The following is a 25,110-nucleotide window of genomic DNA, read 5'->3' as shown; positions in this document are numbered from 1 at the left end:
ATTGCTATGGATTTTGAAGAAAAAACACTAAAACGAACAGAAATTTACCAAGGTCCTATTTTTAAACTTGTAAAAGACGAAGTTCAGTTGCCAGCAGGAAAAGGAACAGCTTACCGTGATTTGATTTTCCATAATGGAGCGGTGGCAGTTATCGCGCTAACACCAGAAGATAAAATGATTTTGGTTAAGCAGTACCGCAAAGCTATTGAAGCAACCTCTTATGAAATTCCAGCTGGAAAGCTAGAGGTTGGTGAAAATGCGGATCCTGAGGCTGCAGCTTTACGCGAATTAGAAGAAGAAACGGGTTATACAGGTGAGTTAGAACTGCTCTATGATTTCTATTCAGCGATTGGCTTTTGCAATGAACGCATCAAACTTTATGGCGCTAGCCATTTGACAAAAGTTGAAAACCCTCGTCCACAAGATGAAGATGAGACATTGGAGCTGTTTGAAGTGACCTTGGAAGAAGCGAAAGCTCTCCTTGCTAGTGGTGATATTTGTGATGCAAAAACCATTATTGCACTCCAATATTGGGAAATGAAAATGAATCGAAGATAGGGGAACGCTCATGGGAAGACCTTTATTAACAGATGAAATGATTGAACGGGCAAATCGCGGTGAAGATATTTCAGGTCCACCTTTGCATGATGAGGAAGAAACCAAAATTTTAAAAACGACTAGAAGTCAGTTTGGTTATTCCTCTCTAAATAGTAGTTTCAATCAAGATACGCTGCAAATTGATGTAGAACCAACGGTGACCAAAAGCCGACGCATTGAAAATGCAAAACGTGGAGTATTCCAAGCGAAATTAAACAAAATTCTATTTTGGATTGTTCTGCTTTTGATTGCTTTGATTGCTGCTATTATTTGGCTATAAAAAGCGATAAGCTCGACTTTCGCTTTTTTTGTGATAGAATGAGAGGAAATAATGAAAATCGGAATTATTGCGGCCATGCCTGAGGAACTAAAAATCTTAGTGGAAAACTTGGAAAATGCTGAAAAGCACTTACGTTTGGGGCATGTGTATCATACGGGAAGTATCGGTTATCATGAAGTTGTGCTGGTGGAAAGCGGGATCGGCAAGGTCATGTCTGCTATGAGCGTAGCTGTTTTGGTCAATGAGTTTAAAGTGACAGCTGTCATCAATACAGGTTCTGCTGGGGCGGTAGCCGAAGGCTTGCAAATCGGCGATGTTGTAGTGGCTGACCGGCTAGTGTACCACGATGTAGATGTAACAGCTTTTGGCTATGAATACGGACAAATGGCGCGCCAGCCACTGTATTTTGAAGCGAGCCGCTATTTGGTTTCTGAGATGAGAAAGATTTTAGAAAAGACACATCAGACAAGTCGCGTTGGCTTGATTGCAACAGGAGACAGTTTTATTGCGGGACAAGACAAGATTCAAGCCATTAAGCAGCATTTTCCAGATGTTTTAGCGGTAGAAATGGAAGGAGCAGCCATTGCGCAAGCAACCCATTCTATCGGTCTGCCTTTTATGGTCATTCGTGCCATGAGTGATACAGCTTCTCATGATGCAAATATCAGCTTTGACGAATTTATCCATGAAGCTGGCAGGCAATCAGCTGAGACCTTGATAGCGTTTTTGAAAGAATTAGTTTAGACAAGGAGAATATAGTGTATAAAGAATCTTATTTCGACGGCGGCCTCTTTTCTTACATTGGTCATGTCATCTTAGCCATTTTGATTACTGTCTTGACGTTGGGTATCTGTGCTCCTTGGGGCATGTGTATCCTGTACAATTGGAAGATTAAGCACACAGTCATTGACGGATACCGTCTCTATTTTGATGGTACTGCGATGCAGCTTTTTGGAAATTGGGTGAAGTGGTGGCTCTTGACGATCATTACTTTTGGCATTTATGGTTTTTGGCTTAATATCAAGCTAACCCAGTGGATTACCAAACACACCCATCATTTGAATTAGATGAAAGCAAGCGAGAATGAAGCAGTCTCGCTTTTCATTTGTTCTACCTTGCCAAAAAATCCCTTTTGATGGTATAATCAAGAAACTGTAATCAATGATAGAGGAGAAAAGATGAGTATCTTAGAAGTAAAAAATCTCAGCCACGGTTTTGGAGACCAGGCTATTTTTGAGGATGTATCGTTCCGCTTGCTTAAGGGCGAGCATATCGGCTTAGTTGGAGCCAACGGCGAAGGGAAATCTACCTTTATGAGCATTGTAACCGGTCAATTGTTGCCAGATGAAGGCAAGGTTGAGTGGTCTAAGTATGTGACAGCTGGCTATTTAGATCAGCATGCTGTATTGAAAGAAGGTCAATCTGTACGTGATGTGTTGCGGACTGCTTTTGATGAACTTTTCAAGACTGAAGCTCGGATCAATGAGATATATCTGGCTATGGCAGAAGATGGAGCGGATGTTGATGTCCTTATGGAAGAAGTGGGTGAATTGCAGGAGCGATTGGAAAGTCGAGACTTTTATACTTTAGATGCTAAGATTGATGAGGTAGCTCGTGCTTTAGGGGTTATGGATTACGGTATGGAAACGGATGTCACCGCTCTTTCTGGAGGTCAACGAACCAAGGTGCTCTTAGCAAAACTTCTCCTTCAAAAACCAGACATCTTGCTCTTAGATGAGCCTACCAACTATTTGGACGCAGAGCATATTGATTGGCTCAAGCGCTATCTGCAAAATTATGAAAATGCTTTCGTGCTCATTTCTCATGATATTCCTTTCTTAAACGATGTAATCAATATCGTCTACCATGTAGAAAATCAAAACTTGACCCGCTATTCTGGTGATTATTATCAATTCCAAGAAGTTTATGAGATGAAGAAATCTCAGCTGGAAGCAGCTTACGAGCGCCAGCAAAAGGAAATTGCTGATTTAAAAGACTTTGTAGCGCGCAACAAAGCTCGGGTGGCTACCCGCAATATGGCTATGTCCCGCCAGAAAAAATTAGACAAAATGGAGCTGATTGAATTGCAGGGTGAGAAGCCTAAGCCTTCCTTTGACTTCAAAATCGCTCGTACACCAGGGCGCTTTATTTTTCAAGCAGAAGAGTTGCAAATTGGTTACGATTGTCCTTTGACAAAGCCCCTTAATCTAACCTTTGAGCGCAATCAGAAAGTTGCCATTATCGGAGCCAACGGAATCGGGAAAACAACTCTTTTGAAGAGTCTCTTGGGGATTATACCACCAATCGCTGGGGAAGTTGAGCGTGGAGACTATCTGGAATTGGGCTATTTTGAGCAAGAGACAGCTGGTGGTAATCGCCAGACTCCTCTGGAAGCTGTTTGGGATGCTTTCCCGTCACTCAATCAAGCGGAAGTTCGCGCTGCTCTGGCTCGCTGCGGTCTGACCTCCAAGCATATTGAAAGCCAGATTCAGGTTCTCTCAGGAGGCGAGCAGGCTAAGGTTCGACTTTGTCTCCTCATGAACCGAGAAAATAATGTCTTAGTACTGGATGAGCCCACGAATCACCTTGATGTGGATGCCAAAGACGAGCTCAAGCGCGCTCTCCAAGCATACAAAGGCAGTATTCTCATGGTCTGCCACGAGCCTGACTTCTACAAAGGATGGGTAGATCAGATTTGGGATTTTAATCAATTAACGTAAGAATAAAGAAAACGAGGTGTAGGACAAAAAATCAGGATTTCGTAAGAAATCGATTTTGTCGTCCCACCACTCCGTAAGGTTGAGTAGGGCTGTAAAAGCTGATAGCATCAGCACATTAGAGACCACTCAATGAGTTTTATTCTAGAAAGTAAACGAGTCTGGAACATTTTTGCCCAGACTCGTTTTGTGATTATTTCTTAAATGTATAGTCCTTGATGACTTCAATTTTCTCAATTTTGATTTCTTTTTTGGGTTTGTCGTTTTCGCCAGTCTCGGTAGCAGCGATTTTATCCACGACCTCCATGCCAGAAATGACTTGCCCAAAGACAGTGTAATTTCCATCTAAACTTGGATTTCCACCTTTTTTATAGGCTTCAATGATTTTTTCAGGATAAGTTGTACTAGAGAGCTGATTAGAACTGTCCTTTGTATTTTGGTTGATGAAAAATTGACTACCGTTGGAATTTGGATTGGAAGAACGAGCCATGGCTAATGCGCCACGGATATTGTAGAGATAAGACGAAATCTCTGTTTTAAAGCCACTTCCAGAGTCGATCTTAGAATTTTTGCCTTTCCAAATGGATTCACCACCAGTACCGTCTCCCTTAGGGTCTCCTGTTTGAATCATAAAGTTCTTAATGACACGGTGGAAAGTCACGCCGTTATAATAACCTTCCTTAGCATGCGTTAAGAAATTTTCAACTGCAAGTGGAGCATGTTTTGGAAAAAGCTTCATAGAAATAGCACCTTCAGTTGTGGTTATTTTCACTTCCGCTTCATCGTCAGCGACCTTGTCAGACAGCTGTGGAAAGTTAGCATTTTTATCGCTCAAAGCAGCTTTTTGCTCCTCTTTTTGTTTTTCCGCTGCTCTTGAGCTGGATTCGGAAGCAAGGCTGGAGTCTACATAGTCATTTCCTCTAATAGCTCTTTGTAAGTTTGTACAGCCTGTCAAAAATAAACCAGCAACCAGTCCTAAGATAAGTAATTTTTTCATAGATTTCCTTTCTGAATGTTGAACTATTCACATTTTACTATAAATAAAAGCCTTTTTCAAACCTTTTGAGAGTTTGTCCATGCTAACTGAAAGGCACTATCGGGCTACTTTTTTGATGTAAAGATAGTTCAATCGTTTAAAGTATGAAAACATTTTCTTATGAAAAGTTTTGTAAATTTGCTTACGAGAAAAAAATTTTTGTGCTAAAATAGCGTTTATCAACAAAGAAATGGAGTTTTTATGCCGAAGAATTTTAAGGAATCATTATTTTTTTACAGCCCTTATGTGCAGCATGATGGTATTTGGAATGAGCATTTGGAACTTGTCCGTTGTAGGATATTTTTCATGGGCTCATCTAGCAATGGGATATGTTCCTGGATTGATTACCACTTTTCTCTTAGACCTTCTTGTGGCAGGACCAGTTGTGAAGGGAGTTGCTTTTAAATTTTTAACAGAACGCCATAAACCTTGGCAGAAGATCCTCGTTGTTTCAGGTGGTATGGTTCTGATTATGGTTTCATTGATGCCTTTTTATGGTATATTTTTTAACAGCGTACCGCTTTCACTAGCCAATTATCTAGAAACTTGGCTAACTAATTTTATTGTAGCTTTTCTTTTGAATTTTCTGATTGTTGGACCAATTTCTCGCTTTATTCTAGGTCAACTGCAACAGCAACTTTTTTAATCTTGCTGCCGAAAATATCTGTCAACCAGATTATGGAACTTCTTTATGATATTTATTTAGTGGTAAAAAATTTATGTTATAATAGATTTATAAAGGAGGGATAGAGAATGGCTAAACGATTGACAAGAGATGTGCGGAATAAGAAAATTGCAGGTGTCTGTGCAGGCGTAGCAAATTATTTTGACATTGATCCTACCATTGTACGACTAATTTGGGGAGTAGCATTTTTTGTGTATGGAATCGGTCTGATCCCTTACTTGATTTTGTGGTTTGTCTTGCCAGAAGATGACGGAGACGATGATGTGATTTGGAAGTAAACAATGTTGTTTCAAAAGTGGAAGTATGGAGCTTCTGCTTTTTTCTTGCATTGGATTAGTGTTCAATTTGTGGTATAATAAAATTTATGGCAAGTAAGAAAAATAGTAAAAAAGGTCGGACAACGAGACGACCTACAAAAGCAGAAATAGAACGGCAAAAGGCTATTCGGAGGATGTTAGTAACTTTCGGAGTTGCTTTTTTGCTTCTTTTTGCAGCATTAAAATGGGGTGCCGTTGGAATCACTCTATATAACCTTATTCGATTGTTAGTAGGAAGTTTAGCCTATATGGCTATTATAGCCAATCTCATTTATCTTTTCTTTTTTAAGTGGGTCAATAAGCATGAAGGCTATAAATCAGGCTTTTTCAGTATTTTTATTGGCTTGCTACTCATATTTCAAGCTTATTTTGTAAATGTTTTAAATTTAAAAGGACAGGTTCTGAGTACAACCTTGTCACGGATTTTAACGGATTTGACAGCTGTCAAAGTCAGTGCTTTTGCTGGTGGTGGTTTATTAGGAGCTGCTCTTTATACTCCTGTAGCCTTTTTATTTTCAAATATTGGCTCCTACTTTATCGGTGTTCTCCTGATATTGCTAGGGGCGCTACTCATCAGTCCATATTCGATTTATGATATTTTTGAAAAATTAAGTGAAACCTATCATGCTTGGAGTGAGAAGCGAGAAGCAAAGCGTCAGCAACGTTTTATCGAAAAAGAAGAAAAAGCTGCGCAAGCAGCGATGAATGCTATTCAGGTAGAGCAAGACGAGCCACAAATTGATTCTGAAACGGGAGAAATTTTAGATGATGAGGTCTTAGCTCATACGCCGATTCAGTTTGAAGAAGCAGAGCCAGAAATTTATGATTATGATGAGAGTTTGTCTGAGAAACAACACAAAGAAGAGCAGCAAGATAACACAGATGAAGATGTTGAAGTTGATTTCACCCCCAAAGAAAGTTTAGATTACAAACTTCCAACAATCAATTTGTTTGCGCCAGACAAGCCTAAAAATCAATCCAAAGAAAAGAAAATTGTTCGCGAAAATATCAAGATTTTAGAAGAAACATTTGCTAGCTTTGGCATTCGTGCTAGCGTTGAACGTGCTGAAATCGGACCATCTGTGACTAAGTACGAGGTCAAGCCAGCTGTCGGAGTGCGGGTCAATCGCATTTCCAATCTGGCTGACGATTTAGCTCTGGCTTTGGCAGCTAAAGATGTGCGGATTGAAGCACCTATTCCGGGAAAATCTCTAGTCGGAATTGAAGTTCCGAATTTCGAGATTGCAACGGTTACTTTCCGTGAGCTTTGGGAGCAGTCTAAGACAGACGACAAGAAATTACTTGAAATTCCTTTAGGAAAAGCTGTCAATGGCTCTGTTCGGACATTTGATTTGGCAAAAATGCCTCATTTGCTAGTGGCAGGTTCGACTGGTTCAGGGAAATCCGTTGCAGTCAACGGTATTATTGCTAGTATTCTCATGAAAGCACGGCCAGATGAAGTCAAGTTCATGATGGTCGATCCTAAAATGGTCGAATTGTCTGTCTATAATGATATTCCCCACTTACTGATCCCTGTTGTGACCAATCCTCGCAAAGCGAGTCGGGCTTTGCAAAAAGTGGTCGATGAAATGGAAAATCGCTATGAGCTCTTTTCTAAGGTTGGTGCGCGCAATATTGCAGGTTACAATGCCAAAGTAGCCGAGTACAATGCTAGTCAACCAGAATATAAACAAGTTCCTCTTCCTTTGATTGTGGTCATTGTGGATGAGTTGGCAGACCTTATGATGGTAGCCAGCAAAGAAGTGGAAGACGCTATTATTCGCTTGGGACAAAAAGCTCGAGCGGCTGGTATTCACATGATTTTAGCCACTCAGCGACCGTCTGTTGATGTTATCTCTGGGCTCATCAAGGCAAATGTTCCTTCGCGGATTGCTTTTGCTGTCTCTAGCGGAACTGATAGCCGAACGATTCTAGATGAAAATGGTGCCGAGAAACTCTTGGGACGTGGGGATATGCTCTTTAAGCCGATTGATGAAAATCATCCTGTCCGTCTGCAAGGATCGTTCATCTCTGATGAAGATGTGGAGCGCATTGTCACTTTTGTTAAGAATCAAGCCGAAGCAGACTATGATGATAATTTTGACCCAGGCGAAGTATCTGAGAATGACATGGATTCAGGTAGTGAGAGTGAACAAGGTGATCCACTCTTTGAAGAAGCCAAGGCTTTGGTCATAGAAACTCAAAAAGCGAGTGCTTCAATGCTCCAACGTCGATTGTCCGTCGGATTTAATCGTGCGACTCGACTGATGGAAGAGCTAGAAGCTGCAGGTGTCATCGGTCCAGCAGAAGGCACCAAGCCAAGAAAAGTTTTATTGAATAACTAAAATAGGTGCTGTTTAAAAAATGTAACATCCTTGGGAGTGGGACAAAAATCGGTAATTTCGAAGAAATTTGATTTTGTCGTCCCACCCCCGCACAGTTGAGTAGGGCTGTAAAGGTTGATTTATCAACCGCATAGAACCCACTCAACCACTGCGACTTGCAAGAAACTCATAAAAATCTGACGAGGTTAAGGACTTTTGTCCCAGCCTCTTTTTCTGTAGCTGTTTTATTTTGAAAGTTTTGTAGAAAAGGTATGGAAAATCTCACATTTTTCAATTCTGTAAGTTTTCTATGACTTAAACCGGACTTTTTTGATAGAATATTAATATGATTTGTGAATGGAGGCTATATGTCAGAACAGATATACACAGGGCTTAGCCAACAAGAGGTTGAAGAACGAATTCAAAAAGGCTTCGTCAATAAAGTAACGGTTAGTACGGAGAAGACAACTTGGCAAATCATTCAATCCAATGTTTTTACTTACTTTAATTTCATCTTTTTTGTTCTTGCTCTATTGTTGATAATTGTACAATCGTGGAACAATCTACTCTTTTTGCCTATTGTTATTATCAATTCTTTGATTGGAATTGTTCAAGAGCTTAGAGCGCGCAAAATATTGAGCAATATGCAGTTGCTTCATCACTATACAGCGATTGTCGTGCGAGACGGTAAAGAAATCCAACTAGAGACAAAAGATTTAGTACAAGATGATATCGTTCTTTTCTCGACAGGAGACCAAATCTATGCAGACGCTAAGATTGTATCAGGTGAATTGAAAGTCAATGAATCACAGTTGACAGGAGAAGCAGATGAAATCGCAAAGCAAATAGATGATACTGTCATGTCAGGCAGTTTTGTCGTATCTGGCAAAGCCTATGCTCGCTTGGAAAAAGTAGGCGATGAATCCTACATCAATCAACTGACATTGAAAGCAAAAGAAGTCTCTGGAAAAGAAGAATCGGAAATGGTACGTTCGGTCAATAATCTGGTTAAAGTGATTGGATTTTTGATTATTCCTTTAGGGCTTCTTCTGTTTTTCCAAAGTTATGTGACCAATCACGAAAGTTTTCAAGTTAGTATTGTCTCCACGGTAGGAGCTATTATTGGGATGATTCCAGAAGGGCTTTATCTTTTGATGACTCTGGCGCTGGCTTTGGGAGCAGCTAGTCTAGCAAGACAGCAGGTTTTATTAAATAGTATGAAAGGGATTGAGTCTCTTTCTCGTGTAGATGTTTTGTGTGTAGATAAGACAGGAACCATTACGGAAAATACGATGAAAGTTGCACAAGTACTCTCTGTTCAGCAAGACAATAATGCCTCACAGGAAGCTCTTAAACAATATTTGGCAGCAAGTCCAGATGAAAATGAAACGATTGTAGCAATTCGAGACTTTTTTGCTTCAGAAGTAGTAGAAAAGGCTTGGACCGTAGTGAAGGCCCTTCCGTTTAGTTCAAAGACCAAGTTTGGTGCTATTTCTTTCAAAGAAGGCAATTTTATTTTAGGTGCTCCAGAGTTTGTATTAAAAGAAAAGTTGAAAGAATATCGCAACTATTTTCAACAATATGCAGAAAGTGGTTCACGAGTTCTTGTTTTTGCTGAATCAAAAAATCATCCATTTACAGGTGATTTGACTCAAACAGTAGACCCCCTACTCTTCATCTTATTAGAAAATCCAATTCGAGAAAATGCAGCTGAAACCTTTTCCTATTTTGCTCTTCAAGGTGTGGAAGTCAAAGTTATCTCAGGAGATAATCCTGTCACAGTTGCTGCAGTGGCTGCCAAAGCAGAGATTCCTCATGCAGAAAATTATGTAGACGCGCAAAACTTGGATACTGATGAAAAAATCACTCAAGCAGTTGAAAAATATACGGTCTTTGGTCGAGTGACCCCTCAACAGAAACAAAAATTAGTCCAAGCACTTCAAGCTAATCAGCACAAAGTCGCCATGACAGGTGACGGTGTAAATGATATTTTAGCAATGAAGACTGCAGATTGCAGCATTGCTATGGAGTCAGGCAACGGTGCTACCAAACAGATTGCACAAGTTGTTTTGCTGGATTCTGACTTTTCGCATATGCCGCATATTGTGACAGAAGGACGTAGGGTTGTCAATAACATTCAGCGTTCCGCTAGTTTATTTCTTGTAAAAAATATCTTTTCCATTTCACTAGCTATTTTGTCCAGTTTGTTTGCTTTTACCTATCCTTTGCAAGCATCACAGGTTTCCTTGATTAGTGCGTTCACTATTGGTATACCTGGATTTATGTTAGCTTTGGAGCCCAACAAGCAGCGCATTCGAGGGCGTTTCATCAGAACGGTTTTACAGAATGCGATACCAGCAGCTTTTGTTGATTTATTGGCCGTTTTGATTGTCATGGCTTGTGGTCGGATTTTTCGATTATCCACGCAAGAAGTTGCGACATCATCTGTTATCTTATTAGCAGTGGTTGGTTTCATTATCATCATCAAGCTTATTCAGCCGCTCAATCGAATGAAAACTATTGTCGTACTCTTTAACATCATCGGCTTAGTGATTTCGGGCTTGTTATTTCACTCTATTTTTTTGTTATCCAAAATCTCACCGATTACCATTATCCTCACAGTCATTCTCTCCTTAATGTTAGAATCACTCATGAGACTGTTCCAATTCATAACAAATAAGTTATTTGCTCTATTTGATAAGTTCTCAACAAAATATTAAATATAAAAATATCGGAAGCAGATGAGTCTGTCCGATATTTTTTATTATTTTGTTAAAAATAAGCCAATCACCATGGCGAGGTAGAGAAAGAAGGTCAAAATAAAACCAGCTCGCCAGAAAAATTTAAAGAACTTAGGATAGTAAAAACTGCGTTTAACTCGAAGAAAGTAGACAGTAATGGCAATTGCTAAGGCAGAAAGGGCTAATGCTAATTCTGGCAAGAAACTGTGGTAGAAAGCTCTATCAGAGATGACATAGAATTCCAACACAAAAAGTGGAAAAGCCAAATCTGCAAAATTCAAGCCAAATCGTTTCAAGCGAAGTAATTTAGTAATAATAATGGTTAAAATAATAGTTAAAAAGATAAATAAAATAGATGCGATTTTTAATAATGTCATACACATATTTTACCACAAAAATCGAGAAAGATAGAGAATTTTTTAGTATTTTTTCTTGCAATTTAGTCGTTTTAGTGTATAATAGAAAGGTATGCAAGAAGCATAATTGTGGGAGGTAAAAATCTTACATTACCGCCAAAACCACAAAGGAGGATTTAAAGATGGCTAAAAAAGTCGAAAAACTTGTAAAATTGCAAATCCCTGCTGGTAAAGCTACTCCAGCTCCACCAGTTGGTCCTGCGCTTGGTCAAGCCGGTATCAACATCATGGGATTCACGAAAGAGTTCAACGCTCGTACAGCTGATCAAGCTGGTATGATTATCCCAGTTGTTATCTCAGTATATGAAGACAAATCATTTACTTTCGTAACAAAGACACCACCAGCTGCTGTTCTTTTGAAAAAAGCTGCAGGTGTTGAAAAAGGATCAGGTACACCAAACAAAACAAAAGTTGCAACAGTTACTCGTGCACAAGTACAAGAAATTGCTGAAACTAAGATGCCAGATTTGAACGCTGCAAACCTTGAGTCTGCAATGCGTATGATCGAAGGTACTGCTCGTTCTATGGGATTCACTGTTGTTGACTAATCAATAACACCCAAACCCGCAAGACTTCATCATTTCGAGAAGGACGTGGGAGATGAAAATCGATTGAACCACTTACAAGGAGAATAGAAAATGGCTAAAAAAAGCAAACAACTTCGTGCTGCTCTTGAAAAAATCGACAGCACAAAAGCATACAGTGTAGAAGAAGCTGTAGCACTTGCAAAAGAAACAAACTTTGCAAAATTTGACGCAACTGTAGAAGTTGCTTATAACTTGAACATTGATGTAAAAAAAGCGGATCAACAAATCCGTGGCGCAATGGTTCTTCCAAACGGAACTGGTAAAACTCAACGTGTGCTTGTTTTTGCACGTGGTGCAAAAGCAGAAGAAGCAAAAGCTGCTGGTGCAGACTTCGTTGGTGAAGATGATCTCGTTGCAAAAATCAACGGTGGCTGGCTTGACTTTGATGTCGTAATTGCTACACCTGATATGATGGCACTTGTCGGACGTCTTGGACGTATCCTTGGGCCACGTAACTTGATGCCAAACCCTAAAACTGGTACTGTAACAATGGATGTTGCAAAAGCAGTTGAAGAGTCTAAAGGTGGTAAAATTACTTACCGTGCAGATCGTGCAGGTAACGTACAAGCTATCATTGGTAAAGTTTCATTTGATGCTGATAAGTTGGTTGAAAACTTCAAAGCATTCCACGATGTGATTGCAAAAGCTAAACCAGCTACAGTAAAAGGAACTTACATGACAAATCTTACTATCACCACTACTCAAGGTGTGGGTATTAAGGTTGATGTTAACTCACTTTAATTTAGAATCTAAAGCTCTATCTTCGGATGGAGTTTTTCTTTTGTACGAAACGAATAGCGATGGAGTGATGAAATTCATCGCTTTTTATATTTGGAATAAAGTTTGCAGGGAAATAATATTTAAAACAAAAATCTTTTATGTTATATTTTATAACATATTTTTCAAAAAACTATTGCATGAATTTTCGTAAAATTGTATAATATAAAATAATTATTCCTAGTGGGAGGTTTCTCATGGTAAGATACAAATCTATATTATATCAAGATAAGCGAGAATATAGCTATATTGATCTCGAAAAAGCGGCATTAGATATGGGTGGAAACTTAGACAATCTTCCTTATTCTATTCGCATATTATTAGAAAGTCTTTTGCGAAAAGAAGATGGTAATGTTGTAAGAAAACATCACATAGAGAATCTGATGCACTATCAAGCTGTTAAACCAAAAGGTGAAGTGCCCTTTAAACCAAGTCGTGTTATTTTACAGGATTTTACGGGAGTACCAGTTGTTGTTGACTTGGCAAGTATGCGCGATGCAGTTGTAACAAATGGGGGAGATCCAGAACTTATCAATCCTGAAATTCCTGTGGATTTAGTCATTGACCATAGTGTGCAAGTTGATTGTTATGGCTGTGAGACTGCTTTGGAAGAAAATATAACAAAAGAATTTTCACGTAATAATGAGCGGTATGAATTTTTGAAATGGGCTGAGCAATCTTTTGATAATTATCGTGCAGTTCCACCAGCAACTGGGATTATTCACCAAGTTAATATTGAATTCCTTAGTGATGTTGTTATTGAAAAAGACGGCATGTTTTATCCAGATTCAATGTTTGGAACAGACAGTCATACAACAATGATCAATGGAATAGGGGTTCTTGGCTGGGGAGTTGGAGGAATTGAAGCAGAGGCTGCTATGTTGGGAGAAGCTTCTTATTTTCCAGTTCCAGAAGTGATTGGTGTACGCTTAGTTGGGGAATTGTCCAAGATTACAACGGCAACTGACTTAGCTTTAAAAGTAACGCAACGATTACGACAAGAAAATGTAGTTGGAAAATTTGTAGAATACTTTGGGGAAGGACTAGCAACACTTAGTTTGGCAGACCGCGCAACAGTTTCAAATATGGCGCCAGAATATGGAGCAACTTGCGGTTACTTTCCTATTGATGAAGAGACCCTTCGTTATATGCGATTAACAAATCGGAAAGAAGAACATATTGCGTTAACGAGGCTCTATGCTCAAAAGAATCATCTATTTTATGATGAAAAAGTGGAGCCAATTTATTCAAAAATTGTTGAGATTGATTTGTCCACCATTGTTCCAAGTATTTCTGGTCCCAAACGGCCACAGGATTTAATTGAATTGACAAATGCTAAGCAAGAATTTCAAGCGAGTCTTATCCGAGAAGCTGGTGTTCGAGGTTTTGGTTTGCCAAGAGAGGAATTGAGGAAGACAGCGACGGTATTGTTTGATGATTATGAAGAAGAGATTAAAACGGGTCATGTCGCTATTGCAGCAATTACTAGTTGTACCAATACCTCCAACCCATATGTCTTAATGGCGGCAGGCTTAGTAGCTAAACATGCTGTGGAAAAAGGATTGCGTGTTTCAAAGACAGTCAAAACATCACTTGCACCAGGCAGTAAGGTTGTTACGGCCTATTTGAAGGAGAGTGGTCTCCAAGTCTATCTGGACAAATTAGGTTTTAATGTTGTTGGATATGGCTGCACCACTTGCATTGGCAATTCTGGAAATTTGTTACCAGAAGTGGCAAAAGCAATTACGGATACGGATTTACTTGCTAGTGCTGTCCTATCAGGTAATCGGAATTTTGAAGGACGAATCAATCCTTTGGTTAAAGCAAATTTTTTAGCTAGTCCGCCACTGGTGGTCGCTTATGCTTTAGCTGGGAATACAAATATTGATTTAACAAGTGAACCGCTTGGATATGATAGGAATGGACTACCTGTTTACTTCATGGATCTTATGCCAAATCATGATTTGGTAGCAGACTATGTACAAAAATACGTTACCAGTAGTTTGTTTAAAAAAGAGTATGAGCATGTTTTTACTGATAGTGAAAAATGGAATCAAATTCCAACAACAAAGTCGAAAATCTATCACTGGAATCAAGCCTCTACTTATATACAAAATCCTCCTTACTTTGATGGCTTGGAAGATGATACAAACATTCAACCGTTGAAAAATCTAGCTGTTTTAGCAAAATTTGGAGATACGATTACGACAGATCATATTTCTCCAGCAGGAAATATTGCTAGAAATAGTCCAGCAGCATCATATCTAGAGGAACATGGTGTAAGCTATCAAGACTTTAATTCTTATGGTAGTCGTCGTGGGAATCATGAAGTAATGATGAGAGGCACCTTTGCCAATATTCGGATAAAAAATGAACTAGCAGCTGGAAAACTTGGTGGTTATACAAAATATAAGGGTGAATTGATACCGATTTATGAAGCTGCTATGTGTTATAAGAAAGAAAAAGTGGATACGATTATTTTGGCAGGTCGCGATTATGGTATGGGTTCTAGTCGTGATTGGGCAGCTAAAGGAGCAAATCTTTTGGGTGTTAAAGTGGTTTTAGCTGAAAGTTTTGAAAGAATTCATCGTTCCAATTTAGTCATGATGGGCATTCTTCCCCTTCAATATTTGGACGGCGAAAATGCTCAAAATCTTGGATTAACTGGAAAAGAAACGTTTGATATTCAATTGCCGAAAGAGCCACAGGTAGGACAAGTCATAACGGTTATTGCAAAAGAAGGCGATCGAATCACACGATTTAAAGCACGTCTTCGTTTTGATGCAGACGCGGATATTCGTTATTATGAAAATGGAGGGATTTTACCAATGGTGGTTAGAAAGAAATTGCAAGAGGTGAAACAATGACACAAAGCAATGGTTTAAAAGATACGATTGCCTGTGAGACTCGTATCAGTCAGATTATAGATGATACTCTTTCTTATGCAGGCTATAATATTTCCGAATTGATGGAGAATAATGCAAGTTTTGAAGAAGTCATTTACCTACTTTGGAATTTGCATTTGCCAACTCAGATTGAATTGAAACATTTTGTGAACGATTTACGTGCCAATTATGCCATTAGTGATGCGGTGGAACAATGTATTCTCATCCAATCGCGCAAGCATCTGCATCCAATGAGTGTATTGCGTTCTACAGTTAGTCTTTTAGGAGTTTATAATATCCATGCCGAAGAGACGTCTCTAGAAGCAACTTATGAACAAAGTATTCAATTGATGGCTAAGATTCCAACGATCATTGCAACATTTACAAGGTTGAGATTGGGACAAACTCCGATTGAACCGAGAAAAGATTTAGGATTTGCGGCGAACTTTTTATATATGCTAAATGGGCAGGAACCAACAGAATTAGAAATTCAAGCTTTCAATCGTGCTCTGGTTCTTCATGCAGATCACGAGCTAAATGCTTCAACTTTTGCAGCGCGGGTATGTGCTTCCACTTTAACCGATATTTATTCTTGTGTGACGGCGGCAATCAGTGCTTTAAAAGGGTCACTTCATGGAGGAGCCAATGAATGCGTCTTTGACATGTTAAAGGAAATTAAAGCAGAGGGCGATACGAATGCATATTTGGATCGAAAATTAGCCTCACATGAAAAAATCATGGGCTTTGGTCATCGTGTTTATAAAACACAGGATCCTCGTGAAAAATATTTGCGAGAAATGGCAGAGGAATTGACAAAGGGGACAGAAAAAGAAATTTGGTACCAGATTTCAGAAGAAATCGAACGTTATATGAAGCACACCAAGCATTTAATACCGAATGTAGATTTTTACTCAGCAACGGTTTATCATGTTTTAGGTATTGACAGTAGTATCTATACATTGATTTTTGCAATGAGTCGGGTATCTGGCTGGATTGCTCACATTCAAGAGCAACGCAAAAATAATAAGTTGATTAGACCTCGCTCTCATTATGTTGGCGCTCAAAATTTACATTATATTCCTATTGGGAGGAGATAAAATGGCAGAAAGAATTCGTCTTGTGAATAAGCAGTTGCTAGTTCCTGATAATCCCGTTGTCCCTTACATCGAAGGTGATGGAATTGGGCATGACATTTGGGAAAATGCACAGCTTGTCTTGGATAAAGCAGTGGAGATAGCTTATAAAAGCAGTAGAAAGATTTTTTGGAAAGAGATATTGGCGGGAGAAAAAGCCTTTCGTTTGACAGGAGAATGGTTGCCAGAAGAGACTTTAACGACAATTCAGCATCATTTAGTTGCGATTAAAGGTCCTCTTACAACTCCTGTTGGTGGTGGCATTCGTTCTTTAAATGTTGCCTTGCGTCAAGAGCTAGATCTCTACGCTTGTGTACGTCCCGTACGGTATTTTGCGGGCGTTCCTAGCCCACTACGACATCCTGAAAAGACGAATATGACAATTTTTCGTGAAAATACCGAAGATATTTATGCAGGAATCGAATGGGAAAGTGAGTCTGATGAGGCTCAAAAAGTGATACAATTTTTGCAAGAGAAAATGGGAATTGATAAAATTCGTTTTCCGAAGACGAGTGCTATTGGCATTAAACCAATTTCACGCCAAGGAAGTGAACGGTTGATTCGTGCAGCGATCCATTATGCTCTATCTGCCAATGTAAAAAACGTAACTCTGGTTCATAAAGGGAATATCCAAAAATTTACAGAAGGTGGTTTCAGAAAATGGGGCTATGAGCTTGCAGAGAAGGAGTTTGCAAAGGAATTAGCAGCTGGGAAATTGATTGTGACAGATGTGATTGCAGATAATTTTTTACAACAAATTCTATTAAATCCTGAAAAATTTCAAGTAGTAGCTTTGACAAATTTGAATGGAGATTATGTTAGTGATGCTCTGGCTGCTCAAGTTGGCGGCATTGGTATTGCTCCTGGAGCTAATATCAATTATGAAACAGGTCATGCTATTTTTGAAGCAACGCATGGAACGGCTCCTGATATCGCAAATCAAAATAAAGCAAATCCTTGTTCACTCTTGTTGTCTGCCTGCATGATGTTTGATTACATTGGGTGGTCCGAAGCTGCGCAAGTTATTATAAAAGCGATTGAAAAAGCGTTAGCACTTCAAAAGATGACAGATGATTTTGCTAATCAGATAGAAGGTGTTCCTGCGCTTTCAACGAGTGATTTCACTCAGGTTTTATTAGATTTTTTAGCTTAGGTTCTGATTTTTACATATTAAACAAAAGACGAAACATCTGAGATAAAAGCCTCTGGTGTCAATATTCGTTGCATAATAAATGAACGACAGTATAGTTGGTTGCTCAAATAGCATGGCAAACTATCTTCTCCTTTTCCTCGAAATTTTTATTTTTTACAGAATTTGACTATATAAAAATCTCAAAATATGGTAAAATAGTACAGATAAAATAAGGAGAATAAAAATGGTAGCCCCGAAATATAAACGTATTTTAATCAAATTATCAGGTGAAGCTCTTGCTGGTGAGAAAGGGATCGGAATTAACATTTCAACCGTTCAAAAAATGGCAGAGGAAATCAAGGAAGTACATGATTTAGGTATTGAAATCGCCCTTGTTATCGGCGGTGGAAATCTCTGGCGTGGAGAGCCTGCGGCAGAAGCAGGAATGGATCGTGTGCAGGCTGACTACACAGGAATGTTAGGGACAGTCATGAATGCCTTGGTCATGGCAGATTCACTTCAACAAGTGGGGGTGGATACGCGCGTACAGACAGCGATTGCTATGCAGCAAGTAGCAGAACCTTATATTCGTGGACGCGCTCTGCGACACTTGGAAAAAGGACGTATCGTTATTTTCGGTGCTGGAGTTGGTTCTCCCTACTTCTCAACAGATACAACAGCTGCCCTTCGCGCGGCTGAGATTGAAGCTGATGCGATTCTTATGGCAAAAAATGGTGTAGACGGCGTTTATAACGCTGATCCTAAGAAAGATAAGACTGCGGTGAAATTTGATGAATTAACCCACCGTGACGTGATTAACAAAGGTCTTCGTATCATGGATTCAACAGCTTCAACTCTTTCAATGGATAATGACATTGACCTTGTTGTCTTTAATATGAACGAACCTGGTAATATCAAACGCGTTGTCTTTGGTGAGCAAATCGGAACAACCGTTTCAAATAATGTAGAAAAAGAAGAGGAATAATTTATGGCAAATGCAATTGTAGAAAAAGCGAAAGAAAGAATGACACAATCACACCAAAGTTTAGCGCGTGAATTTGGCAGCATTCGTGCTGGTCGTGCGAACGCCAGCCTTTTGGATCGGATTTCAGTTGAGTATTATGGAGTGGAAACTCCACTCAATCAAATCGCGTCTATCACGATTCCTGAAGCGCGTGTCCTTTTGGTGACGCCGTTTGACAAATCTTCTATCAAGGATATTGAGCATGCACTCAATGCTTCTGACCTTGGTATTACTCCTGCGAGTGACGGTACAGTTATTCGTTTGGTTATTCCTGCTTTGACAGAAGAAACTCGCCGTAATCTTGCCAAGGAAGTGAAGAAAGTCGGCGAAAATGCTAAAATTGCTATTCGTAATATCCGCCGTGACGCCATGGATGAAGCTAAAAAGCAAGAAAAAGCAAAAGAAATTACTGAAGATGAATTGAAAACACTTGAAAAAGATATTCAAAAGGTGACAGATGAAGCAGTTAAGCATATTGATGAAATGACTGCCAGCAAGGAAAAAGAATTGATTGAAGTGTAAGCTTTTCTCTATATGTAGTAAAAAATAGAAAGCAAAGAGAATGGGACAGAAATCAGTCGTTTCCTAGAAACTTGATTTTGTCGTCCCATCTCCGTAAAGTCGAGTAGGGCTGTAAAAGTTGATTGATCAATGAGTTAGAGATCACTCAGCAGTGATTGATTAGGCACTAAAGTGCCATTAATTGTGTATGGGAAACTCTAATTGACTAAAGTCAACATAGTTTCTCCAAACTACTGCGTCTTAGAATGATAACTATATAAACAAAGGAAGCTGAACACTTTTGTTCCAGCTTCTTCTTTTGAAGTGGGAAGACATGTTTCATATCTACTTCAAACGATAGAAAGATAAAAAATGAATACAAATCTTGCAACATTTATAACAGGTCTTGTAACCGATGAAAATGATCGTTTTTACTTTGTCCAAAAAGACGGGCAAACGTATGCTTTAGCTAAAGAAGAGGGTAAGCATCAGTTGGGCGAATCGGTCAAGGGCTTTGCCTACAGCGACATGAAGCAGAAACTTCGCTTGACGACTCTTGATGTAACAGCGACCCAGACGACTTTTGGCTGGGGAACAGTGACTGATGTTCGCAAGGACTTAGGTGTTTTTGTTGACACAGGACTTCCAGATAAGCAAATTGTAGTGTCTCTTGACATTTTGCCAGAAATAAAAGAACTCTGGCCTAAAAAAGGGGATCGGCTTTATATTCGCCTAGATGTTGATAAAAAAGACCGAATCTGGGGACTTTTGGCCTATCAGGAGGATTTCCAACGCTTAGCTCGTCCTGCCTACAATAATATGCAAAATCAAAATTGGTCGGCTATTGTTTATCGTTTGAAGTTATCTGGAACCTTTGTCTATCTGCCAGAAAATAATATGCTGGGCTTTATCCACCCCAGCGAGCGTTATGCTGAGCCGCGTCTGGGCCAGGTATTGGATGTGCGTGTCATTGGTTTTCGTGAGGTGGATAGGACTTTGAACCTCTCGCTCAAACCACGCTCTTTTGAAATGCTGGAAAATGATGCTCAAATGATTCTGACATACCTAGAAAGTCAAGGAGGCTTTATGACTTTGAATGATAAGTCGTCTCCAGAGGATATACAGACTACCTTTGGCATTTCCAAAGGACAGTTTAAAAAAGCTTTAGGCGGTCTGATGAAAGCTGGCAAAATCAAGCAGAATGGGACAGGAACAGAGTTGATTTAAAAAGAAAATGCTTGTTGTCAATTGAAACAAGCATTTGTTTTTTGTACAATAGAGAGTAGTAAGAAAATGAAGGAATGAATATGTCAATACATAATACAGAAGCTAGTCAGAGAGCAGAATTACACCGTAAAATTTGGGCGATTGCGGACGATGTGCGTGGAGCTGTAGATGGTTGGGATTTTAAGCAGTATATCCTAGGTATCCTTTTCTATCGATTTATTTCAGAGCATATGGCAGACTATTTTGACCGTGCTGAGCATGAAGCTGGCGACTTAGAATTCCGTTATGCTGAATTGAGTGACCAAGAAGCTGAGCAAGATTTTAAACCAGATACAGTTGAGGCTAAGGGATTCTTTATCCTTCCTAGTCAACTATTTGAAAATGTGGTCAAGAACGCCTCACAAAATGAAAATTTAAACGAAGAATTGGCCAATATTTTCCAATCTATTGAGAAGTCAGCGATTGGATTCAAATCGGAAGATGATATCAAGGGCTTGTTTGATAACTTGGATACACGAAGCAACATCCTTGGTGGAACTGTCCCAGAAAAAAATAAACGCCTTTCTGATATTCTTAACGGTATCAATAGTATTAACTTTGGCAACTTTGAGGACAATGACATTGATGCCTTTGGGGATGCCTATGAATTCTTGATTTCAAACTATGCCAGTAATGCTGGTAAAAGTGGTGGTGAATTTTTCACTCCTCAGACAGTTTCTAAATTACTGGCACAGCTAGTCATGGTTGGTAAGGACAAGATTAATAAGGTCTATGACCCAACATGTGGTTCGGGGTCGCTCCTCCTTCAAATGAAAAAACAATATGAAGATCATATCCTAGAGGACGGTTTCTTTGGTCAAGAAATCAATATGACCAACTACAACTTAGCTCGCATGAATATGTTCTTGCATAATATTAACTATAATAGTTTCAATATAAAGAGAGGAGACACGCTTTTAAACCCTCAGCATCTGGAAGAAAAGCCTTTTGATGCTATTGTTTCTAACCCTCCGTATTCTGTCAAATGGGTGGGAGACGGAGATCCGACCCTTATCAATGATGACCGCTTTGCGCCAGCAGGGAAACTAGCTCCTAAGTCAAAAGCTGACTTTGCCTTTATCATGCATAGTCTTAACCACTTGTCTAATAAAGGTCGGGCAGCCATTGTTTGTTTCCCAGGCATTTTCTATCGTGGGGGTGCTGAAAAGACCATTCGTCAGTATCTGGTAGATAATAACTTCGTTGAAGCAGTCATTGCTCTTCCAGATAATCTCTTCTTTGGAACCTCTATCGCAACTACGATTTTAGTTTTGGCGAAGAATAAACTTGAAAATAAAACACTCTTTATTGATGCGAGTAAAGAATTCAAAAAAGAGACCAATAACAATGTTTTGACAGATAGCAATATCGAGCATATTGTTGAATTGTTCACTAATTATCAAAGTGTAGACTATAAAGCAGCTCTTGTTGATAATGATGTGATTGGTTCAGAGCAAGATTACAACTTATCTGTCTCAACCTATGTCGAACAAGAAGATACACGTGAGAAGATTGATATTGATGTGCTCAATAAAGAAATTGCAGAAACTGTCGCCAAGATTGACCACTTTCGTGCAGAGATAGATAAGATTGTAGAGGAACTGAGCCATGGCAAATGATGTGATTCTCTATAGAACAGATAACGGAGAGTCCGCTATTGAGCTTCACTTGGATAATGGAACAGTCTGGCTGACCCAACAAGAACTAGCTGAGCTCTTTCAAACTTCCAAGCAAAATATTAGTAAACATATAAAGGCTATTTTTGATGATGGAGAACTGGATGAAGCAGTGGTTGTCAACTATCAGTTGACAACCACTCGTTATGGTGCAATGGCTGGTAAAACTCAGTCAAAAAAAGTTGCCTACTATAACCTCGATATGATTTTAGTGATTGGCTATCGAGTATACTATATTCAAAATAATTTTAAAAAAAGTAAAAAATCCTTGAATTATCTGCTAAAAACGGTATAATAGAGTTAATAGGACCGCCCACCTCTCTTTGATGTGACAAGGCGGACATTTTTTTATACGGAAGTTATTATGAAAATTAAAGAATTTAAAACTTGGGATGAGCAGGTAGCCAAATTAATTGAACACGGTTGTAAAGATATCAAATCAAATGAGTATGCGATTGATATTTTACAAAAGGTTAATTATTATCGGCTAACTGCTTATTTTTTACCTTTTCGTGATAAAGATAAGCAGAAGTATGACTCTAGTAAGGTTTCTTTGGAGAAAATCTATGGAATTGCTTGTTTTGATGCAGAGTTACGTTTGCTTATTTTTAAGTATTTAGAGGATATTGAGTTGTATTTTAGGACTCAAGTTGCTTATCATCATGGAAACAAATACGGAGCTTTAGCTTATAAAGAAGTGGATGCTTTTAATAAATTTCATAAACATGATGAATTTTTAGAAGATATTGAAAAGGAGTTGGAGCATAGGCAGAAAAGCCCGATTTATAAGCATCATCAGCTTAAATATGATGGAGAATTTCCTATTTGGGTTTTAGTAGAATTTTTTACTTTTGGAATGACTTCGAAATTTTTTGCAGATTCTCCGATAGATATCCAGCAAGATATTGCTAAAAATGTTGGTATAAAGTCTACTCAAGTTAGAACCTATTTAGAAGTTGCAGTGGTTTTAAGAAATTACTGCGCTCATTATAATCGATTATACTACACAAGCTTTACAAAGATCCCTGGTCAACTACCTGCTTTTATGAATGAAAATAGTAAATTGAAAAATAGACTAATGGCACAACTTTATGCAGTTAAAAACCTCTATCCTGATAAGAAAAAATGGAATGAAGGATTTTTATGTGAATTGTCAGCACTCATTAAACGCTATCAAGCAGTGATTCATCTGCATCATATCGGATTTGTGGAGGAGTGGGAAGAAGTACTAAAGAAATGAGGAAGTATGATATGAATATCCTAGAAGAAATCCAAAACTGCTCTGTTGAGTGGAAAGAGTTGGGGGAAGTGGTTTTTACTTTGACAAGTCCTGTAAAGTTAGCTAAGAAGCAGTATCAATTAACAGGAAGAATACCGATTGTTGATCAGGGTGAACAATTCATAGCAGGCTATACAGACAATGAAAAATATCTTGAAAAAGATGAATACATAATTTTTGGAGATCATTCAGAACACATAAAATTTGTAGATTTCGCTTTTGTTCAAGGAGCTGATGGTTTAAAAATTTTGAAACCAAAGAGAGGTATAAACGCAAAATATCTATATTATTGCGTTTGTAATTTTTATAAGAAAGAGGGGAACTATAAAAGACATTGGAGTAATGCGAAAATTACTCTTATACCCATTCCTCCTTTAAAAATTCAAGAAAAAATCGTACAAAAACTTGACAAAATGACTGAGTATGTTACAGAATTGACCTCAGAATTGACCTCAGAATTGACCTCACGTAAGAAGCAATACTCTTATTATCGAGATAAACTTTTATCATTTGAGGATGAGGTTTATCAGGTTGAGTGGAAGACGTTGAGGGAATTATGTGATGTACGTGATGGTACACATGACTCCCCAGTTAAACAAAGTTTTGGAAAATATTTAATTACTTCAAAGAATGTTAAAAACGGGTCAATAACCTTTGAAGATGCTTATTACATTAGTTATGAAGATTTTGAACAAATCAATAAACGCAGTAAAGTTGATGTTGATGATTTACTTTTTACGATGATTGGAACAGTTGGTGAAATTGCTCATATCACTGATGAACCAAATTTTGCCATAAAAAACGTGTCTTTAATTAAACCTGCAGATAGAACTTTAGCTCGCTATTTATTTCACTACTTACAGTCAACAGAGGCTAAAAAATATATTGCTGAAAATAAGAGTAAAGGTAGTCAAGTTTTTTTAGCACTAGGAAAGATAAGGAATTTCCCTATCCCTTATGTTAGTAAAACTATCCAATCTCGTATTGTCCAAGTCCTTGATAACTTTGACAAGGTTTGTAACGACTTAAATATCGGACTTCCCAAGGAGATAGAACTGCGTCAAAAACAGTACGAATATTTTCGAGAAAAACTCTTGACATTCATCGCCGAAGGCGAGTACACTGAGAGTAGAGTAGAGGAGTGGGACAACTCTGCAATTATCAAACTTTTACAGTGGGTGTTTGGCCCAATTCGAGTGGAGTTGGGACAAGTTGTCAATTTACAACGCGGGAAACGTCTTGTGAGACAACAATTAGCTACTACAGGAAGTTTTCCAGTTTATCAAAACAGTTTGACGCCCTTAGGATATTATACTGAATCAAACAGAGTGAAAAATACTAGCTTTGTAATTTGTGCAGGGGCGGCTGGTGAAATTGGGTATAGCGCTATGGACTTTTGGGCAGCAGATGATGTCTACACATTAGAGACGTCAGATAATATTTCTGATAAATTTATGTACTATGTCTTGTTAAGTAAGCAAGATAGACTCAAATCGCAAGTTCGAAAGGCCAGTATTCCGAGATTATCTAAGGATGCTATTGATAAAATTACTTTTTACTTACCATCCCTTACAGAACAAGAAAGAATTGTCTCTATACTTGATAAATTCAACATCTTAACTCACTCTCTTTCTGAGGGTCTTCCTAAAGAGATAGAACAGAGACAGAAACAGTATGAGTATTGGAGAGAACGATTATTAAACTTTACTAGATAAATTCTTTAATCATTTTGAGATA

General features: G+C 38.6%; 22 protein-coding genes and 1 pseudogene. 21 read left to right on the top strand and 2 right to left on the bottom strand.

Annotation, left to right across the window (positions count from 1 at the left end):
• The first annotated feature begins 6 nt into the window (after positions 1–6).
• The 5 genes from RG565_RS05920 to RG565_RS05900 all read left to right on the top strand — a co-directional run bounded on the left by RG565_RS05920 (position 7) and on the right by RG565_RS05900 (position 3,597).
• A complete protein-coding gene (locus RG565_RS05920) occupies positions 7–558 on the top strand; it encodes an NUDIX hydrolase (protein ID WP_247937200.1) in 552 nt (183 codons plus the stop codon).
• 10 nt (positions 559–568) lie between these two features.
• Positions 569–877, top strand: coding sequence for a cell wall synthase accessory phosphoprotein MacP (macP, locus tag RG565_RS05915; RefSeq protein ID WP_049512611.1), 309 nt, complete (start codon positions 569–571; stop codon positions 875–877).
• A 51-nt stretch (positions 878–928) separates the two neighbouring features.
• On the top strand, positions 929–1,621 hold the full coding sequence (locus RG565_RS05910) for a 5'-methylthioadenosine/adenosylhomocysteine nucleosidase (protein ID WP_247937201.1): 693 nt from the start codon (positions 929–931) through the stop codon (positions 1,619–1,621).
• Between the two features lie 14 nt (positions 1,622–1,635).
• Positions 1,636–1,944, top strand: a complete 309-nt coding sequence (locus RG565_RS05905; RefSeq protein ID WP_247937202.1) for a DUF898 family protein — start codon at positions 1,636–1,638, stop codon at positions 1,942–1,944.
• 111 nt (positions 1,945–2,055) lie between these two features.
• Positions 2,056–3,597, top strand: coding sequence for an ABC-F family ATP-binding cassette domain-containing protein (locus RG565_RS05900; RefSeq protein WP_247937203.1), 1,542 nt, complete (start codon positions 2,056–2,058; stop codon positions 3,595–3,597).
• Positions 3,598–3,787: 190 nt separating this feature from the next.
• Here the strand turns inward: RG565_RS05900 and RG565_RS05895 are convergent, their stop codons facing one another.
• The gene (locus RG565_RS05895) at positions 3,788–4,591 is read right to left on the bottom strand and encodes a peptidylprolyl isomerase (protein ID WP_247937204.1); all 804 of its coding nucleotides are present in this window, start codon (positions 4,589–4,591) and stop codon (positions 3,788–3,790) included.
• A gap of 292 nt (positions 4,592–4,883) precedes the next feature.
• On the opposite strand from RG565_RS05895, the gene RG565_RS05890 reads away from it, so the two are divergent.
• The 4 genes from RG565_RS05890 to RG565_RS05875 all read left to right on the top strand — a co-directional run bounded on the left by RG565_RS05890 (position 4,884) and on the right by RG565_RS05875 (position 10,676).
• Positions 4,884–5,276, top strand: a complete 393-nt coding sequence (locus RG565_RS05890; protein WP_308937458.1) for a DUF2798 domain-containing protein — start codon at positions 4,884–4,886, stop codon at positions 5,274–5,276.
• Between the two features lie 107 nt (positions 5,277–5,383).
• A complete protein-coding gene (locus tag RG565_RS05885; protein ID WP_247937205.1) occupies positions 5,384–5,593 on the top strand; it encodes a PspC domain-containing protein in 210 nt (69 codons plus the stop codon).
• A gap of 86 nt (positions 5,594–5,679) precedes the next feature.
• Positions 5,680–7,977 carry a DNA translocase FtsK gene (locus tag RG565_RS05880; protein WP_247937206.1) on the top strand — a complete coding sequence of 766 codons (2,298 nt, stop codon included), beginning with the start codon at positions 5,680–5,682 and terminating at the stop codon, positions 7,975–7,977.
• Positions 7,978–8,324: 347 nt separating this feature from the next.
• Positions 8,325–10,676 carry an HAD-IC family P-type ATPase gene (locus RG565_RS05875; RefSeq protein WP_247937207.1) on the top strand — a complete coding sequence of 784 codons (2,352 nt, stop codon included), beginning with the start codon at positions 8,325–8,327 and terminating at the stop codon, positions 10,674–10,676.
• 44 nt (positions 10,677–10,720) lie between these two features.
• On the opposite strand, the gene RG565_RS05870 is transcribed toward RG565_RS05875, so the two are convergent.
• Complete coding sequence (locus RG565_RS05870; RefSeq protein WP_003028219.1) at positions 10,721–11,074, bottom strand: DUF3397 family protein; 354 nt, start codon at positions 11,072–11,074, stop codon at positions 10,721–10,723.
• A gap of 161 nt (positions 11,075–11,235) precedes the next feature.
• On the opposite strand from RG565_RS05870, the gene rplK reads away from it, so the two are divergent.
• The 12 genes and pseudogenes from rplK to RG565_RS05810 all read left to right on the top strand — a co-directional run bounded on the left by rplK (position 11,236) and on the right by RG565_RS05810 (position 25,088).
• Positions 11,236–11,661: a 50S ribosomal protein L11 gene (gene rplK, locus RG565_RS05865; RefSeq protein ID WP_003025466.1), complete on the top strand. Its 426-nt coding sequence runs from the start codon at positions 11,236–11,238 to the stop codon at positions 11,659–11,661.
• Between the two features lie 90 nt (positions 11,662–11,751).
• Positions 11,752–12,441 carry a 50S ribosomal protein L1 gene (gene rplA, locus RG565_RS05860; protein WP_003028216.1) on the top strand — a complete coding sequence of 230 codons (690 nt, stop codon included), beginning with the start codon at positions 11,752–11,754 and terminating at the stop codon, positions 12,439–12,441.
• A 233-nt stretch (positions 12,442–12,674) separates the two neighbouring features.
• The gene (gene acnA, locus RG565_RS05855; protein ID WP_247937208.1) at positions 12,675–15,344 is read left to right on the top strand and encodes an aconitate hydratase AcnA; all 2,670 of its coding nucleotides are present in this window, start codon (positions 12,675–12,677) and stop codon (positions 15,342–15,344) included.
• Entirely contained in the window at positions 15,341–16,459 is a 1,119-nt protein-coding gene (locus tag RG565_RS05850; protein WP_247937209.1) for a citrate synthase, read from the top strand. Before acnA ends, RG565_RS05850 begins: the two co-directional genes overlap by 4 nt.
• Entirely contained in the window at positions 16,446–17,648 is a 1,203-nt protein-coding gene (gene icd / locus RG565_RS05845; RefSeq protein WP_374989848.1) for an NADP-dependent isocitrate dehydrogenase, read from the top strand. Before RG565_RS05850 ends, icd begins: the two co-directional genes overlap by 14 nt.
• Before the next feature lie 223 nt (positions 17,649–17,871).
• On the top strand, positions 17,872–18,612 hold the full coding sequence (gene pyrH, locus RG565_RS05840) for a UMP kinase (protein WP_003025453.1): 741 nt from the start codon (positions 17,872–17,874) through the stop codon (positions 18,610–18,612).
• Positions 18,613–18,615: 3 nt separating this feature from the next.
• Positions 18,616–19,173 (top strand): ribosome recycling factor, encoded by a 558-nt coding sequence (gene frr / locus RG565_RS05835; protein WP_003028205.1) that lies wholly within the window; start codon positions 18,616–18,618, stop codon positions 19,171–19,173.
• 351 nt (positions 19,174–19,524) lie between these two features.
• Complete coding sequence (gene cvfB, locus RG565_RS05830; protein WP_247937211.1) at positions 19,525–20,379, top strand: S1 RNA-binding domain-containing protein; 855 nt, start codon at positions 19,525–19,527, stop codon at positions 20,377–20,379.
• Positions 20,380–20,459: 80 nt separating this feature from the next.
• A complete protein-coding gene (locus RG565_RS05825; protein ID WP_247937212.1) occupies positions 20,460–22,037 on the top strand; it encodes a type I restriction-modification system subunit M in 1,578 nt (525 codons plus the stop codon).
• Positions 22,027–22,323 (top strand): annotated as a pseudogene (locus RG565_RS05820) (cell filamentation protein Fic); the annotation flags it as partial. The gene RG565_RS05825 and the pseudogene RG565_RS05820, both read left to right, overlap by 11 nt.
• Positions 22,324–22,458: 135 nt before the next feature.
• Positions 22,459–23,334, top strand: a complete 876-nt coding sequence (locus RG565_RS05815) for an Abi family protein (protein WP_247937213.1) — start codon at positions 22,459–22,461, stop codon at positions 23,332–23,334.
• Between the two features lie 11 nt (positions 23,335–23,345).
• Positions 23,346–25,088 carry a restriction endonuclease subunit S gene (locus RG565_RS05810; protein ID WP_308937457.1) on the top strand — a complete coding sequence of 581 codons (1,743 nt, stop codon included), beginning with the start codon at positions 23,346–23,348 and terminating at the stop codon, positions 25,086–25,088.
• Positions 25,089–25,110: the final 22 nt, after the last annotated feature.

The organism is Streptococcus sp. IsoGale021 (assembly GCF_031142795.1).
GTDB lineage: Bacteria > Bacillota > Bacilli > Lactobacillales > Streptococcaceae > Streptococcus > Streptococcus hominis.
Note: the sequence above shows the minus strand (reverse complement) of the source record. Positions and strands in the feature narration are given on the sequence as shown.

Bases quoted from the DNA above. Each gene is read 5' to 3' on its own strand.
- RG565_RS05875 (WP_247937207.1), top strand. From the start codon at position 8,325: ATGTCAGAACAGATATACACAGGGCTTAGCCAACAAGAGGTTGAAGAA.
- RG565_RS05895 (WP_247937204.1), bottom strand. From the start codon at position 4,591: ATGAAAAAATTACTTATCTTAGGACTGGTTGCTGGTTTATTTTTGACA.
- RG565_RS05815 (WP_247937213.1), top strand. From the start codon at position 22,459: ATGAAAATTAAAGAATTTAAAACTTGGGATGAGCAGGTAGCCAAATTA.
- rplA (WP_003028216.1), top strand. From the start codon at position 11,752: ATGGCTAAAAAAAGCAAACAACTTCGTGCTGCTCTTGAAAAAATCGAC.
- macP (WP_049512611.1), top strand. From the start codon at position 569: ATGGGAAGACCTTTATTAACAGATGAAATGATTGAACGGGCAAATCGC.
- rplK (WP_003025466.1), top strand. From the start codon at position 11,236: ATGGCTAAAAAAGTCGAAAAACTTGTAAAATTGCAAATCCCTGCTGGT.
- pyrH (WP_003025453.1), top strand. From the start codon at position 17,872: ATGGTAGCCCCGAAATATAAACGTATTTTAATCAAATTATCAGGTGAA.
- cvfB (WP_247937211.1), top strand. From the start codon at position 19,525: ATGAATACAAATCTTGCAACATTTATAACAGGTCTTGTAACCGATGAA.
- RG565_RS05850 (WP_247937209.1), top strand. From the start codon at position 15,341: ATGACACAAAGCAATGGTTTAAAAGATACGATTGCCTGTGAGACTCGT.
- acnA (WP_247937208.1), top strand. From the start codon at position 12,675: ATGGTAAGATACAAATCTATATTATATCAAGATAAGCGAGAATATAGC.
- RG565_RS05870 (WP_003028219.1), bottom strand. From the start codon at position 11,074: ATGACATTATTAAAAATCGCATCTATTTTATTTATCTTTTTAACTATT.
- RG565_RS05890 (WP_308937458.1), top strand. From the start codon at position 4,884: ATGATGGTATTTGGAATGAGCATTTGGAACTTGTCCGTTGTAGGATAT.
- RG565_RS05885 (WP_247937205.1), top strand. From the start codon at position 5,384: ATGGCTAAACGATTGACAAGAGATGTGCGGAATAAGAAAATTGCAGGT.
- RG565_RS05920 (WP_247937200.1), top strand. From the start codon at position 7: ATGGATTTTGAAGAAAAAACACTAAAACGAACAGAAATTTACCAAGGT.
- RG565_RS05900 (WP_247937203.1), top strand. From the start codon at position 2,056: ATGAGTATCTTAGAAGTAAAAAATCTCAGCCACGGTTTTGGAGACCAG.
- RG565_RS05825 (WP_247937212.1), top strand. From the start codon at position 20,460: ATGTCAATACATAATACAGAAGCTAGTCAGAGAGCAGAATTACACCGT.
- RG565_RS05910 (WP_247937201.1), top strand. From the start codon at position 929: ATGAAAATCGGAATTATTGCGGCCATGCCTGAGGAACTAAAAATCTTA.
- RG565_RS05810 (WP_308937457.1), top strand. From the start codon at position 23,346: ATGAATATCCTAGAAGAAATCCAAAACTGCTCTGTTGAGTGGAAAGAG.
- RG565_RS05880 (WP_247937206.1), top strand. From the start codon at position 5,680: ATGGCAAGTAAGAAAAATAGTAAAAAAGGTCGGACAACGAGACGACCT.
- frr (WP_003028205.1), top strand. From the start codon at position 18,616: ATGGCAAATGCAATTGTAGAAAAAGCGAAAGAAAGAATGACACAATCA.